Annotated in this window: 12 protein-coding genes; 2 read left to right on the forward strand and 10 right to left on the reverse strand. The window is 43.5% G+C overall.

Annotation, left to right across the window (positions count from 1 at the left end; all coding sequences use genetic code 11):
- The first annotated feature begins 43 nt into the window (after positions 1 to 43).
- Positions 44 to 217, forward strand: a complete 174-nt coding sequence (locus tag HNW13_RS10715) for a helix-turn-helix domain-containing protein (protein ID WP_101086091.1) — start codon at positions 44 to 46, stop codon at positions 215 to 217.
- Positions 218 to 413: 196 nt separating this feature from the next.
- On the opposite strand, the gene nqrF is transcribed toward HNW13_RS10715, so the two are convergent.
- The 9 genes from nqrF to HNW13_RS10760 form a co-directional block, all read right to left on the reverse strand.
- Complete coding sequence (nqrF, locus tag HNW13_RS10720) at positions 414 to 1,631, reverse strand: NADH:ubiquinone reductase (Na(+)-transporting) subunit F (RefSeq protein WP_101086092.1); 1,218 nt, start codon at positions 1,629 to 1,631, stop codon at positions 414 to 416.
- Between the two features lie 24 nt (positions 1,632 to 1,655).
- Entirely contained in the window at positions 1,656 to 2,264 is a 609-nt protein-coding gene (gene nqrE / locus HNW13_RS10725; RefSeq protein WP_101086093.1) for an NADH:ubiquinone reductase (Na(+)-transporting) subunit E, read from the reverse strand.
- Positions 2,265 to 2,273: 9 nt separating this feature from the next.
- On the reverse strand, positions 2,274 to 2,894 hold the full coding sequence (locus HNW13_RS10730) for an NADH:ubiquinone reductase (Na(+)-transporting) subunit D (protein WP_101086094.1): 621 nt from the start codon (positions 2,892 to 2,894) through the stop codon (positions 2,274 to 2,276).
- Positions 2,895 to 3,662, reverse strand: coding sequence for a Na(+)-translocating NADH-quinone reductase subunit C (locus tag HNW13_RS10735; protein ID WP_101086095.1), 768 nt, complete (start codon positions 3,660 to 3,662; stop codon positions 2,895 to 2,897).
- Positions 3,652 to 4,866, reverse strand: a complete 1,215-nt coding sequence (locus HNW13_RS10740) for an NADH:ubiquinone reductase (Na(+)-transporting) subunit B (RefSeq protein ID WP_192115479.1) — start codon at positions 4,864 to 4,866, stop codon at positions 3,652 to 3,654. Before HNW13_RS10740 ends, HNW13_RS10735 begins: the two co-directional genes overlap by 11 nt.
- Positions 4,866 to 6,245, reverse strand: coding sequence for a Na(+)-translocating NADH-quinone reductase subunit A (locus HNW13_RS10745; protein ID WP_101086097.1), 1,380 nt, complete (start codon positions 6,243 to 6,245; stop codon positions 4,866 to 4,868). Before HNW13_RS10745 ends, HNW13_RS10740 begins: the two co-directional genes overlap by 1 nt.
- 355 nt (positions 6,246 to 6,600) lie before the next feature.
- Complete coding sequence (gene cydC, locus HNW13_RS10750) at positions 6,601 to 8,298, reverse strand: cysteine/glutathione ABC transporter ATP-binding protein/permease CydC (protein ID WP_192115795.1); 1,698 nt, start codon at positions 8,296 to 8,298, stop codon at positions 6,601 to 6,603.
- A gap of 35 nt (positions 8,299 to 8,333) precedes the next feature.
- A complete protein-coding gene (cydD, locus tag HNW13_RS10755; protein ID WP_192115478.1) occupies positions 8,334 to 10,124 on the reverse strand; it encodes a cysteine/glutathione ABC transporter permease/ATP-binding protein CydD in 1,791 nt (596 codons plus the stop codon).
- A gap of 320 nt (positions 10,125 to 10,444) precedes the next feature.
- Positions 10,445 to 11,503, reverse strand: a complete 1,059-nt coding sequence (locus tag HNW13_RS10760) for a DUF3626 domain-containing protein (RefSeq protein WP_162022314.1) — start codon at positions 11,501 to 11,503, stop codon at positions 10,445 to 10,447.
- 336 nt (positions 11,504 to 11,839) lie between these two features.
- On the opposite strand from HNW13_RS10760, the gene HNW13_RS10765 reads away from it, so the two are divergent.
- On the forward strand, positions 11,840 to 13,273 hold the full coding sequence (locus tag HNW13_RS10765) for a DEAD/DEAH box helicase (RefSeq protein WP_192115477.1): 1,434 nt from the start codon (positions 11,840 to 11,842) through the stop codon (positions 13,271 to 13,273).
- A 348-nt stretch (positions 13,274 to 13,621) separates the two neighbouring features.
- On the opposite strand, the gene dbpA is transcribed toward HNW13_RS10765, so the two are convergent.
- Complete coding sequence (gene dbpA / locus HNW13_RS10770; RefSeq protein ID WP_101086101.1) at positions 13,622 to 15,025, reverse strand: ATP-dependent RNA helicase DbpA; 1,404 nt, start codon at positions 15,023 to 15,025, stop codon at positions 13,622 to 13,624.
- Positions 15,026 to 15,164: the final 139 nt, after the last annotated feature.

Raw genomic sequence — 15,164 nt, forward strand, 5'->3', positions numbered from 1 at the left:
AGGCAACACGAGTAACTATAACCATAACGTAAGGAGAACGAGAATGAGTGATGATAACGATTTATCTTTAAATGAAGTCTGTGAAATACTCGACAAAAGCCCTACTACGATTAAGCGTTATGCTCGCGAAAATTTACTGTTCACTGAACAAAACGGTAATGTGCTAAGTTTCAACAAAGCCGAAGTAATGCGTTATCTGGCGTTTTCTGAACGTTAATATCGACTCTGAACGTTAATGTCGAGTGAAACCCTATTTGCTAAAAAATCCCCAAACCGTCAATGACAGTATGGGGATTTTTTATTGATACGCTCAGTTCATATTCTTATTTACAGCTTCTAAGCTACGCTTGGACGAGTAAATATGAATGACCGAACATGGGCTAGCAAACATAAACCCAACGCTCAACACAGCATTAGTCACCAAAATCATCTAGCAAGATGTTTTCAGACTCGACACCTAAGCTTTCTAGCATGGCTATCACTGACGCGTTCATGATTGGAGGACCACACATATAAAACTCACAGTCTTCTGGCGCTTTATGTTGTTTCAAGTAATTCTCATACAGCACGTTATGAATAAAGCCGGTATAACCCGTCCAATTATCTTCAGATAATGGATCAGACAAAGCAACATGCCAAACGAAGTTGTCATTTTCGGCGGCTAGTTGATCAAAATCTTGCTGATAGAACACTTCACGAGTTGAGCGAGCACCATACCAAAAGCTCATTTTACGTTTGGTTTTAACACTTTTTAATTGGTTAAATATGTGCGATCGCATCGGTGCCATACCCGCACCACCACCAACAAACACCATTTCAGCATCAGTTTCTTTGACAAAAAACTCACCAAAGGGACCAGAAATTGTTACCTTATCACCGGCTTTTAAATTAAAAATATATGACGACATTTTGCCTGGTGGTAAACCGGCTTTAGGCGGCGTTGCAATACGTACATTTAGCATAATCGTCCCCTTTTCATCAGGGTAGTTTGCCATTGAATAAGCACGTAATACGTCTTCATCAACGGTAGACACTAAATCGAACAAACCGTATTTAACCCAGTCACCACGATACTCTTCAGGAATATCAAAATCGGCATAACGTACTTCATGCGCAGGCGCTTCAATTTGAATGTAACCACCGGCTTTAAATAATACATCTTCACCGTCGGGGATTTTTAATAACAGCTCTTTAATAAACGTCGCTTGGTTATTATTTGAAACAACCTCACATTGCCATTTTTTAACCCCAAAAATTTCTTCATCAATCTCAAGTTCCATGTCGGTTCGCACCGTCACTTGGCACGCTAAACGACAGCCTTCTTTGGCTTCTTTTTTCGAAATATGATCAAGTTCGGTCGCTAAAATATCACCGCCACCGGCTTTTACTTTTACGCGACATTGGCCACATGTTCCACCACCGCCACACGCTGATGGTATAAAAATATGTTGTCCAGACAGTGCGCCCAATAACTTATCACCAGCAGGAGTTTGCACGCTTTTGCTGGCGTCACCATTAATACTAATAGTGATATCATTGGTGTTCACTAACTTACGTTTGGCAGCTAAAATCACCACCACTAGCAAACTTACCACTATGGTAAACATGCCAATACCTATTGCCATTTCCATTAAATAACCCTTCTCTTCAATGCGTTATAACGTAATGCCCGCAAATGACATAAAGCCCAGAGCCATTAAGCCGGTGGTAATAAAGGTAATCCCAATGCCTTGTAACCCATCAGGAATAGCATGAAACTTCATTCGCTCACGCAATCCCGCTAATAACACAATGGCCATCGCCCACCCCACACCAGAACCCGCAGCAAAAACCACTGACTCAGTAAAGTTATAGTCACGGTTAGCCATAAAGATAACCCCAGCAAAAATGGCACAATTCACCGTTAATAGCGGTAAGAAGATCCCTAATGACTGATATAAGGTCGGAATATAACGGTCTAAAAACATTTCTAAGATTTGCACTAATGCAGCAATGACCCCAATAAAGGTAATCAACTGTAAATAGCTTAAATTCAACTCAGGAAACCCAGCCCAAGCTAATGCGCCTGGCGCTAAGATATTTACGTAGATAATTTGGTTTAATGGCACAGCCAGCATCATGACCACAATCACCGCAATGCCTAAACCAAATGCAGTAGAGACCTTTTTCGACACGGCTAAAAAGGTGCACATACCCAAGAAAAATGACAGCGCCATGTTGTCGATAAACGCTGCTTGGATAAATAAATTAATATAGTGTTCCATGCTGTTTCCTTATCCGCGCTTACGCTGAATGATTTTAATAACCCAAATCATCACGCCAATTAAAAAGAACGCACTGGGTGGTAAAGTGAACATTTCATTTGCAAGATACCAACCGCCATTTTCAACAGTGGTAAATATGTTGTGACCAAACAAACTGCCACGCCCCAGTAGCTCACGAATAAACGCTACGCCCATTAAAATTAAGCCATAACCCAAGGCATTGCCTAAGGCATCAAATACGGCTAAATGAGGCGGATGTTTCATCGCAAAAGCTTCTGCTCGGCCCATAATGATACAGTTAGTGATGATCAAACTAACAAACACAGACAACTGTTTTGACAATTCATACGCCACGTCTTGTAGCACCATATCGACAATAATCACCAACGAGGCAATCACCGTCATTTGCGCAATAATCCGCACACTATTAGGAATAAAATTGCGGATACTTGAGATAATCAAGTTAGAAAATACCAACACAAAGGTCACAGCAAGTGTCATGACGAATGCAGTTTGCATCGAATTACTGACCGCTAAAGCCGAACACACACCTAATACCTGTATTGCCACAGGGTTATTAGCCATAATTGGCGATGTTAGGATCTCACGAGTTGAAATAGCACGACTCATTTACTTACCCTCCGCAGCTAACGTGTGTAGATAGGTTTGGTATCCTTCTACGCCAAACCAAAACTCGACTAAGCGCTGAATACCGACACCGGAACGAGTAGCCCCACTTACGCCATCAATACCGTGAATGTCACCGTCTTTGGCGCCGCCCTTAACCACTTTAATGGCAATATTACCTTTGGCATCAAATAGCGTTTTGCCTTGCCACAAGGCTAACCATTGTGGGTCAGTAATAAAGTCAGCAATACCTGGGGTTTCGCCATGTTCATAAAACACGATATTTTCGATAGTGTTTAAGTCTGGTTTTATCGCCATGTAACCGTAAATAATCGACCATAAACCTTTGCCATAGATCGGCATAACAATGCTGGCAAGTTGGCCATTGGTGTCATACACCTCAAAAATACGAATGTCGGTCGCCATGGTTTTAATTTTAGCGATATCTTTTTTCGGTTTGGTCGAGGTTTCAGGGTTGATCGATGCCATGCGCTCATCAAAATCAAGTAGATTGGCTTTTTCAGTCACCTTGCCTGTCGCCAAGTTAACCATCTTAGGCTTCACTCGTTGAGCAAATAACTCACTAAAGTCACCTTGGCTGATGTCGATGTCCGCAGCCTTTAACACAAACTGCTGCACTTCTTCGCGCTTTTTAGCCAACTTACGCTCTTTTAAAATCTCCACGGTACCGGTGATCATAAATGAGCAAACTAGGCTTAAAATGATGATAAAAATCATTGTTCCAGCGACGCTATCTTTCTTAAAGGCCATGACGTTTTAGTCTCCGTTTAATATTGGCGCGTGCGACTAAGTAGTCGAATAACGGTGCCCATAAATTAGCAAACAAAATAGCCAACATAATGCCCTCTGGCATTTTGGCATTCAGTAAACGAATAATAATGGTCATAAAACCAATCATAAAACCAAAGGCAAATTTAGCCTTGCGGGTATATGACGCCGTTACCGGATCGGTTGCCATAAACATCATCCCCAGTGCAAAACCACCAGTGACTAAATGCCATGTCCACGGCATTGCCGACATAGGATTTCTGCTAGAACCAAAATAGTTGAACAACAAAACGGTTATGATCATTCCTAGCATCACGCCGGCTACCACACGCCAATCAGCTACGCGGGTAAGCAGTAAAATACCACCACCGATAAGGATGGCTAAGGTACTGGTTTCACCCACTGCACCTGGGGTAAAACCTAAAAAGGCATCCCACCAAGTGCTGTCGCCTAATACGCTGAACCAACTCACATCAATAAAGCTTAATTTTTTAGCCACGGTAAGGGTTAACGTCGTTGCACCAGAAAAGCCATCAACCGCCACAAACTGGCTTAATGACACCACTTCTGTTGGGTATGCAAAATAAATAAACGCATAACCCGCCAGTGCAGGGTTTAAAAAGTTGTAACCCATACCACCAAACATCTCTTTGGCCACGACCACACCAAAGCTAAGGCCCAAGGCCACAATCCATAACGGCGTAGAGATAGGTAATATGAGTGAGAATAATAACGCGGTGATAAAGAAGCCTTCGTGCAGTTCTTGATGGCGCACTTTGGCAAACACCACTTCCCACACCAAACTGACCACCAACGCAGTTAAGTAAAATGGCACATAAAAACTGGCACCATAGGCAAACAAACTGATTAAACCTGCGCTTTGCGTAAGTGGGCCAAACAGTAAGTCATAAAAGGCAAGTTGCCATACATCCGGCTGTGTTGCCCCGGCAATAATGGCTATTTGAGCCTGCAGGCCAATGTTGTACATGCCCAATAACATTGCAGGAAATAAGCACATGCCCACAATATGCATGGTGCGCTTAACATCAATCGCATCACGAATGTGCACATCACCTTTGGTGCTACGACCATTGGCTATCCACAACGAACGTAAATAGCTGCGCATCGAGTTGCCATGAGCGTAATAGCTGTCTTGTTTGCTAGGCTTTTTCTGTTGCTGACTCATTAACCTTCCCTCTCGATAATATCTAGGCAAGCACGAAGTTCTTTACCAAAGTCATACTTTCCTGGGCACACAAAAGTGCACAACGCTAAATCTTCTTCATCTAGCTCTAATGCGCCGAGCAGTTGTGCCTCATCGGTATCTCGCACCACTAAATCACGTACTAACAAGATGGGTAAAATATCAAGCGGCATAACGCGGGCCAGTTGGCCAAACGCCATCATGGCTCGCGGAGAACCACCAGCAGTGGTGGTGAAATCGAACAGTTTTTTGGTGCGGCTAAAACCTGACATCATGATGCCGGTAAGTGAAAATTTACTGCTGTCATGACGCACCCAAGGCAACAACTCTTGACGTTCATTTTCAGTCAATACGCTAATTTGATTATGGAATCGACCTAGGTAATCGTACACATCAGCAGCGGTATGGCCTGACAATAATGACCCAGACACAATGCGCGACTGTCGCTGGTCAATTTCACCATTTACCCATTCGCTTAACTTTGCGCCTAACTGGGTACGCACTAAACGAGGCTTTAATACATTAGGCCCTCCTAGCGCGACGATGCGATCAGTATACAGTTCACCGGTTAAAAACAGTTTGCCGAAGGCAATCACGTCTTGGTAACCCACATGCCACACCTGGCGTTCAATACTGGCTGGTAACAGGTAATGAATGTGAGTGCCGACTAATCCTGCTGGGTGCACGCCGTTAAAGCGTTGCACACTGACTTGCGATAAGTCGTACTCGCTGCTGGCATCTGCCAATAACGAAACGCCATCGTCTTGGCATAAATACACTTTTTCGGTGGTCAAAAACGTAAGGGCAAATAATCCGGCTTGGAAAGCCTGTGGTTGAGTGGCAATAATGACACGCGGATCGGGCGCAAGAGGATTAGTGTCAATAGCCGTAACAAATATCCCTGCAGGACTGACATCTAATTGGGGCACTCGAGAAAAAGGACGCGTACGCAGCGCTGTCCATAAGCCACTGCGGACTAAACCGTCTTTAACGGCTTGATGTGATAACGCATGAATATCCACTGATTGGAGAATAATGGCAGGCTCTTGCGTGGCATCACAATCAATCACTACCGACTGCAGTACCCTACGTTCTCCGCGATTAATCGCGCAAACAACTCCGCTGGCTGGCGCAGTAAATAACACGCCAGGGGTTTTCTTGTCCTCAAACAGCACTTGGCCTTTGGCGACATGATCACCCACTTCAACCGACATTGTAGGCTTTAAGCCAACGTATTCTTCACCAATTAACGCCACTTGGGTCGTTTTAGGTGCGCCATCTATTTGCTGCAGTGGTTCTCCAGCAATCGGGATATCAAGTCCGCGCTTAATAGTTATTACTGGATTGGTAACACCAGCCATCACATTCACCATCTAAAAATATTCGATAGCTTATGTTATATGTTTGCAACTACTAATATAGTAACTAAGATCACACTCCGAGAGAGGACTGTAATTTTGGAACATAACCGAATGCCAGATTTGTGAAGCAAGTCAATTTATGGTCTCGAGATAAAACTATTTATGTAATTTATGTGTCAAAAGGGTTGTTACATTCCGGCAGTATTAGCGGTACATGTTATAACCAATAATCATAAAAAACCCACGACTAGATTGATTAACATCTACCGATTAAGCTTGATTACACCGCACCAAAACAGCCATAACGTATGTTCTATCGCGCTAGGCTAAGAGTTTAATCCGCTAATGGCTTATTTTAATCCGCTATCTGTTGAATTAGTCGACCTTGTTGAAAAAGGTACACGCAATCCATTTGTTCTAACGCAGTCAAACGATGACTAATCATTAACAGGGTTTTATGCTCCGCAAAATCGAGCAACACGTTAAGGATTTCACGCTCGGTACGTTTATCTAATCCTTCAGTCGGTTCATCAAGCAATAACAAAGGAGCGTCACGCAATAATGCCCTTGCGACTCCGATTCTGCGCTGCTCACCACCCGATAATTGTCGGCCGCCCTCACCTATCCAGCAATCTAATGGTTTATCGCCCTGCAACAAGGTTTGTAAACCAACGCGCTGTAATACCTCTATAAAACGAGGATCATGAGCTTTTTGGGTTTCGCTTTGCACAAAGGGCAACGCCAAGGCTAAATTGTCACGTAAGGTGCCAGAAAACAGATAAACTCGCTGACTCACCACGGTCATCGCAGCACGAAGATTGGCATCGCTGTAGGCACTTATGGGCTCGCCATCAAGCGAAATAGACCCTTGTTGCGGCGCCCAATCACGAGTAATCAGCCCCAACAAACTGGATTTACCACAACCTGTGGGACCTAAAATAGCCACTTTTTCACCGGCTTTAAGAGTCAAATCTACACCTTGTAACACCGGTGAATGGCTGTGATAACCAAAGTGGATGCCACTGAGCTGCAAGGCGCCGTGTTTTGCTTGCAAGTGACTGTTAGCATTAAATTTAACACTCGGTATTTGTTCGGTTATTTCGGTCACCCGCCGCGCAGCAAGTACTGTACTAGATAAATGTTGAAATGCACCGGCTATTGGCATCATCATTTCAAGACTGGCCATGGTGGCAAACACCATTAAGGCCATTAACGGCCCCGGAGGCGTGGCATCTCCGACGCTTTGACCCGCTAAATACAACATAAACACTACTGCAATGCCATTGATTAATATCAATAATGCTTGGCTCAACCCAGTAATATTAGCCATGGTAGTTTGCTGACTAAATAAAGCCTGCTGTGATTTATCAAGTTGGGCTAAATAACGCTTATTGGCGCCAAATAAACTTAATTCAGCTTGCCCCTGAATAACATCAAACAACTCGACTCGATATTGCCTTTGCGCTTGCATCAATGCTTGCCCAGGTGCCTTACCTAAGTAATAAAATACCAGCGGTAAGATAAACCAAGCCGCTAATAACAAAGCACATAAACTCAAGGCTAAATGGTTATCAAACCACCCGAGAAACACCAACAATACCCCAATCATCATCAAAGATGCGGTCATTGGCGTGAGTAAGCGTAAGTAGAGATGATCTAACGTATCAATGTCGGCAACTAAACGATTGAGTAAGTCGCCTCTGCGCAGACCTTGTAAGTTAGCTGCACTCAACGGCAGCAACTTATTCCATGCCCAAACACGCAGTTGAGTCAGCAATTTAAAGGTCGCTTCATGAGTTGCTAAACGCTCGCCGTAACGACTTGCTGTTCTGGCGATGGAGAAAAATCGAACGCCTCCTGCCGGGGTAAAAAAGTTGAATGTTTGGGCCGTCAACACTGCTAAGCCTGCTACCGCACTGGCTGATAAGAACCAACCAGATAAAGACAACAGACCAATACCGGTGAGTAACGTGGTAAACGTAAGCAATAAGCCGACTAACATCATCAGCCACTGGCGGCGGAACAAAGCAATAAATGGCCGTAACACCTGAATAATGTTACGCGGCGCGGCATCAACGGGTTGCGACATCAGCACACCTCCGGTTGTTGATTCTGTTGCTGATTGAGCATTTGTGCTAATAATCCATCAGCCTGCTGTAAATCATTTACATGGCCTTGCTGCACTACCATTCCGTTGTCCATCACCAATACGTAATTCATGTTGTGTAAATCATCTAATTTGTGGGTAACGGTTAATGCTGTTGTCGACTGCATCGCGCGGTGCAACGAGGCCAGCACTGACTGCTCGCTTTGGGCATCTAAGCTGGCAGTGGGTTCATCTAATAAAAACAATTTAGCGGGTTGTGCCAACGCACGTGCTAATGCAAAACGCTGGGCCTGGCCCACTGACACTCCTGCACTTTGGTCGCTTATGACTAAATCGAGGCCTAATGGTTGCTGCTTTACAAACTCACTGATATCAGCTTGTTCTAGCAACGTCATAATTTGTTCATCGTTTAATTGCGGATTGGCCAATGCAACATTTTCTCTCACCGTGCCATGAAACAATTGCGGATCTTGCCCTAACCAAGCCAAATGTTGCCGCCATTGGGCCACATTAAGTTGTGACAATTCCTGACCATTAATCAGTAACGATCCCTGATAAGGCAAAAAACCCAGCAACGCATTAAGCAAGCTGGTTTTACCCGCACCACTTGGGCCCACAATAGCCCAGTGTTCACCTGTGGGTAATGTAAATGATATTGGCCCAGCTAAACGCTGACCATCTAAACTAAACACTTCAATCCCAATCGCTTGAATGTCTATGCTGTCGGCTGTGAACGCCATATCTGGTGATGCTGAATGGATTTTAGCGGGGGTATTAACGTGATAATCAAGTAGCTCAACCAGCGCTTCTGCAGCGCCTATCGCTTGAGCTTTGGCGTGATAATGAGTGCCTAAGTCTCGCAGGGGTTGATAAAATTCTGGCGCTAAAATCAACACAAACATGCCAGTAAACAAACTTACCTGTACGCCATAGTGACCAAAATCTAAATGGCCTAAATAACTAAAGCCAAAGTACACCGCCAACACGGCAATCGATACCGCGGCAAAGAACTCTAATACCGCGGAACTAAGAAAGGCTAAGCGTAATACCGACATCGTCCGGGCACGAAAATCTTCCGAAGCATGTTCAATGTTAACTAACTCGGCTTCACCGCGATTAAACAGCTTTAACGTTTGCAGGCCTTTTAGGCGATCCATAAAGTGACCGCTTAAACGTGATAACGCCTGCATATTTTTACGATTAGCATCTGCGGCGCCCATACCCACTAAAATCATAAATAGCGGAATCAATGGTGCCGTGGCCATCAAAATGATCCCAGCGGCCCAATTAAGCGGAAAAACACAGGCTAATATCAGTAAAGGAATAAACCCAGCCAACATCATCTGCGGTAAGTATTTAGCATAAAAGTCATGCAAATCTTCAACTTGCTCAAATACTAAGGTTGCCCATGACCCAGCAGGTTTGCCTTTAATAAATACCGGCCCTAATGCGACTAATTTATTGAGCACCGCTTGGCGTATGTCGGTGCGTAAACGTTTGCCCGCCTCAAAGCTTATCCGTTCACGCACCTGCGCTAACAATGCTCGGGTGAATAGCAAACCAATAAGGGAAAAAAATTGAATGTTTAATGTGGCGGGAACAAGGTTATCAATAATGACACCCTGTAAAATCTGAGCAATAAAATAGGCCTGTGCCACCATGGCAATGCCATTTAGCACACCACATAGCACCGATAGTTTGAGGAAAATACCACAAGAAGATTGTTGGCTTTTAAGCCATTTGGCTAATGACTTTTCTAACGACTTGTCCATGAAGCTCCGGCAGAGTTATCGATGACCACTTTAATCACGCAGTATCGCAGTACTGGCATCGAGTTAACACCTAAAACAGTGTAAATGTTATCTGATTCACATTTTGCTAATAAAGCCTTATTTAAAGATTAAATTTAACCACTATCAGCTTGAAACTTATCAAATTCAATAAAGTGCATCTTTTACAAATAAAATGGTTAATCACAAACAACATCACAGTGTTAAGCACAAACACGTTGAGCGACAAAACCAAGCTAATTTGCAAAAAGAACCAAAGGGGAAGCAATGCGAGTAAAACAATTTATTGTTGGTAATAACATTTATTGACCAGTACTCTCCCCGTATTTTACCAATACGTGCCAGAGTAACTTTAAGTCTTGTCGTTTTTTAGAATGTGCACCACGCTCACTCCATGAAGCCGGTTTTTTTTGCAATTGGTACGCCGCACGGCCAATAATCTCAGCATTAATCAACTCATTTTCAGCAAGGCTTTGCGCCAAAATAGGCATCGCAGCACCACGAAAATCATCGGGTATTTGTGCCACATTAATCTGCCGCCCTTGATGCCAATGCAACTCAATTCCATACTCATGACACAAGGCGACTAATGAATCGCCAATGGCAGTGCCTACATATGACGGATCGGCCACTAATATGGCAATATCTTGATCCAGCGACACATCGCCGTGAATTTGGGCTTCAATATAATGATCTAAATTACCGCTAGGGGCCACATCGAAACGGCTACTGATATCATCGGTTAAATGCTGACTAAAATGTTCAATCAACTTACTCGGTTTAAGCCCAGAAATACCCAAAGCATATTGACGCTCAAAGCTCTCACTGAGTAATGCCGCTAAAATCGCATCAAAACACTTTATAGTGCCCTTTTCTTTGGGCAACCGATAAGAGTCCATGTAACTAAAGGTACATCGAGACAATATTTGAGGATGAGTCACTAAATAACAACTGCCAAAGCGAGGCGCCGGACCTAATGGGCACAAACCAAAATCTAACGCACCATATTTAGGCCGATGCTTAATCCCAGAATAGCTGTGACCAAATAATTGGTTTTCCCAATGGTCGCGAGAACCGCCTAATTCTGGTGATAAATGACCATTAGAGACATGGGTTTCAAACTGGCTTTTATACACCCCGTCACGCAATAAACCATCAACGACAGTGAGGCCTCGATTATCAATTTGATCGGGATGAAAATGCAACGCGACTCGGCTATGTTGAGCGAGCTCGCGCATAGCAAGTTGAAGAGATAAGGTTGAAATATTAGACATTAACAGCACATTTTTGATCACGGCATGAGCATGATCTCGCAGCTCATACGCCATTTTCTCAATATGTATTTGTGCCGTTAATTTCATCAGTTAGAGACACCTTAAGTTAAGTAACCTCAGCTAAGTCGCTGAATATTTAGATAGAAAACGAGTTACCATTTTATTGTATGCAATAAGTCGACTTTTAGCACTGATTCTGGTCTTAAGATTAACACGATTTCATTAAATCGCTGTATTTGGCAATCATAAGCGAGACATTTTCACCATTAAATAGTCCATTATTAATTGTGATTTCAGAGTATATATCGTTGCCCACACAGGGATTTGATAGCACTCAAAGAGGTTTTCAGGTAAGCTTCACGGCCGCCGTTACTGGCTACCTTTTATTCAAAGCAACAATGCGTTGCCCAAAGAGATTTTTCTATGAGTTTTTCCTCACTTGGTCTGAATGCTGCTATTTTAAAAGCGGTTGAAAAACAAGGTTATGACACCCCCTCTCCAATTCAAGCACAAGCAATTCCAGCTGTTTTAGCCGGTCAAGATGTAATGGCAGCAGCACAAACAGGGACAGGAAAAACAGCTGGTTTTACCTTACCAATTTTAGAATTATTATCTAAAGGTGAACGAGCGCAACGTGGTCAAGTCCGTGCGCTAGTATTAACACCAACACGCGAACTTGCCGCGCAAGTACAAGAAAGCGTCGCTACTTACGGCATCAACTTACCGTTAAAATCAGCCGTAGTCTTTGGTGGCGTGTCCATCGTGCCACAATTAGCTGCGCTCAGAAATGGTGTCGACATTCTGGTCGCAACGCCAGGCCGTTTACTCGACTTATGTCAGCAAAAAGCCATTAGCTTTAACAAATTAGAAATTCTAGTGTTAGACGAAGCAGACCGCATGCTAGACATGGGCTTTATTCGCGACATTAAAAAAGTATTAGCATTATTACCCGCTAAGCGTCAAAACTTGATGTTTTCAGCAACATTCTCGAATGAAATTCGTGAACTTGCTAAAGGGCTGGTTAACAATCCGGTAGAGATTTCAGTTACGCCGCGTAACGCAACAGCAAACACTGTGACCCAATGTGTGTATCCAGTGGATAAAACCCGTAAATCAATGGCGCTAATCGAACTGATTAAAACCAATGATTGGAAACAGGTGTTAGTGTTTTCTCGTACCAAACATGGTGCTAACCGTTTAGCGAAAAGCCTAGAAGCTGCTGGCATCAAAGCCGCAGCCATTCATGGCAATAAAAGCCAAACAGCACGCACTAAAGCATTGGCAGATTTTAAAGCCGGTGCCGTACAAGTTATGGTCGCAACAGATATTGCCGCGCGTGGCATCGACATTGATCAACTGCCATTTGTGGTTAACTTTGACTTACCTAACGTACCTGAAGATTATGTGCATCGTATTGGCCGTACCGGCCGTGCAGGTTCAACAGGTCAAGCTGTATCATTAGTGGGTCTTGAAGAAGTTAAATTACTGCATGATATCGAGCGTTTAATCAATCGTGTTATTGAGCGTAAGCAACTTGCTGGTTTTGAAGCACCATTCACTATCCCTGAAGCGAGTAGCAGATCTGGCGGTAATAGCGCTAAAAAGCCAAACCCGAATCGCAGTAAACATGCTCAACAGCATGCAAATGATGGCGCTCAAGGTGATAAACCAGCGCGTAAACCTGACTCTCGCCAACCATCACGCAGTCACGATAAGCCTGCAGATCCTAAAGCGGAAGCTAGAGCGAATGGTAATAAACCACCACAGCGTAATCGTCCACCACGTCGCAGTGGCACTGCACCAGTAGTTTCAAGCAGTAGCAGTAATCCTTATGCCAACGCTAAAGTTAAAAGCTAACTAACCTTAACTCGGGTTAAGAGATGGGATAAGTTAGTTAAAATGACAAAATTTGGTCTATTTCATATCAAACTTGTCATTTGTTTTGCTAATAAGGCGTGTTGACGCGTCAATAGCTAGCCTATTGCAAGTCGATACAACACTGTTAGCGAGACAAAGGACTGTTTGATAACTGTTTATTATCCCGAGCTGAGGTTAATTAGCGATAGAGCATAAAAAAGCCGGTGAACATTGTTCACCGGCTTTTTTATTATTCAGGCATAACCCAATCGACTAACTATCAATCAACTGCAAATCAATCAACTGCAAATCAATCAACTGCAACCCTACAGGCTGCAAAAGGCTCAGTTACATGAACCACGCACGATAGCTACGGCCTTTTAACTTACCTTTACTGATGATATTCATCGCTTGTTTAGACACATTGCTTTTTACGGCAAAGTAAGCGCGAAAATCAGTCACTTTAATTTTGCCAATATCGTTAAAATCTAAACCATTGCCACCCGTTAATGCACCAACAATGTCACCAGGACGGATTTTTTGCTTTTTACCCGCCTCAATCTGAATCGTGATCATTTCAGCAGCAAGCGGTTGCTTGTTGAGCGCACTCATTGGCGGTAAAGGCTCACTGACGACATCTTTGTTCATGGCTTCTTCAATCATCGCCATTTTGTAACCGTCTTCTTCACCAAAGAAAGTATATGCGGCTCCAGAACTGCCAGCACGGCCAGTACGGCCGATACGGTGAATATGCACTTCAGTATCATAAGCAATATGATAGTTAAATACTGCGTCTAACTCATCAATATCCAAACCACGTGCAGCTACGTCGGTAGCAACTAAAATACGCGCACTACGGTTAGCAAACTGCAATAACATTTGATCGCGATCGCGCTGCTCTAAATCGCCATGTAATGCTAGTACGCTAAAGCCAAACTCATGTAATGAGTCAGCCACTTGTTGGGTTTCACGCTTGGTATTACAAAACACGACTGCGCTTCCAGGCTGCTTATCTAATAACAATAAACGCAATGCCTCAAGACGGCCCTGGTTATCTTCAATACGATAAAAGTGCTGATCGATAGTGAGGTTATCGTGTTTAGCTTCAACTTTAACCATTACCGGTTTATACAGAATTTGATCGGCAATCGCTTGGATTTGATCTGGGAACGTGGCACTAAACAGCAATGTTTGACGTTCACGAGGGGCCGCGGCAATGATTTGGTCAATGTGCTGTTGGAAGCCCATTTCTAACATGCGATCAGCTTCATCTAAAATCAGCATGTTCATGTTACTTAAATCTAAACGGTTGCGATCTAAATGATCAACAATACGACCCGGTGTACCGACAATAATGTGTGCTCCGTGTTCCAATGAGCCAACTTGTGGCCCCATAGGTACGCCGCCACATAGCGTTAGTACTTTAACGTTATGGATACCACGGGCCAAGGTACGAATGTCTTTCGCTACTTGGTCGGCTAACTCACGCGTTGGACAAAGCACCATGGTTTGGATGCGAAAACGTTTTACATCCAGTTTATTAAGCAATCCTAAACCAAAGGCAGCTGTTTTACCTGAACCTGTCATCGCTTGGCCGATAACATCTTCACCGGCCAAAATAGGCGGTAAGCTCTCAGCTTGGATCTGAGTCATCGATTCAAAACCCATAGTTTGGAGGTTTTCAAGCAATTCAGGTTTTAATTTAAGTGATGCAAAAGCCGTGTTAACGACTTGTTCTGTAGACTGACTCAAGGCAAATATCCTCTGATATCGAAAGGTAAAAAGCAGGCAAAAGCTGCAAAAAAATATACCAATACCATTACATAAATGAGCCAATAACGCGCAAAACTATCATTAAACAGCGGAACAAAATTAGCATATACAATGATGT

This window comes from Shewanella sp. BF02_Schw, from assembly GCF_014596695.2.
Classification (GTDB): Bacteria; Pseudomonadota; Gammaproteobacteria; order Enterobacterales; family Shewanellaceae; genus Shewanella.

Bases quoted from the DNA above. Each gene is read 5' to 3' on its own strand.
- HNW13_RS10715 (WP_101086091.1), top strand. From the start codon at position 44: ATGAGTGATGATAACGATTTATCTTTAAATGAAGTCTGTGAAATACTC.
- nqrF (WP_101086092.1), bottom strand. From the start codon at position 1,631: ATGGAAATGGCAATAGGTATTGGCATGTTTACCATAGTGGTAAGTTTG.
- nqrE (WP_101086093.1), bottom strand. From the start codon at position 2,264: ATGGAACACTATATTAATTTATTTATCCAAGCAGCGTTTATCGACAAC.
- HNW13_RS10730 (WP_101086094.1), bottom strand. From the start codon at position 2,894: ATGAGTCGTGCTATTTCAACTCGTGAGATCCTAACATCGCCAATTATG.
- HNW13_RS10735 (WP_101086095.1), bottom strand. From the start codon at position 3,662: ATGGCCTTTAAGAAAGATAGCGTCGCTGGAACAATGATTTTTATCATC.
- HNW13_RS10740 (WP_192115479.1), bottom strand. From the start codon at position 4,866: ATGAGTCAGCAACAGAAAAAGCCTAGCAAACAAGACAGCTATTACGCT.
- HNW13_RS10745 (WP_101086097.1), bottom strand. From the start codon at position 6,245: ATGGCTGGTGTTACCAATCCAGTAATAACTATTAAGCGCGGACTTGAT.
- cydD (WP_192115478.1), bottom strand. From the start codon at position 10,124: ATGGACAAGTCGTTAGAAAAGTCATTAGCCAAATGGCTTAAAAGCCAA.
- HNW13_RS10760 (WP_162022314.1), bottom strand. From the start codon at position 11,503: ATGAAATTAACGGCACAAATACATATTGAGAAAATGGCGTATGAGCTG.
- HNW13_RS10765 (WP_192115477.1), top strand. From the start codon at position 11,840: ATGAGTTTTTCCTCACTTGGTCTGAATGCTGCTATTTTAAAAGCGGTT.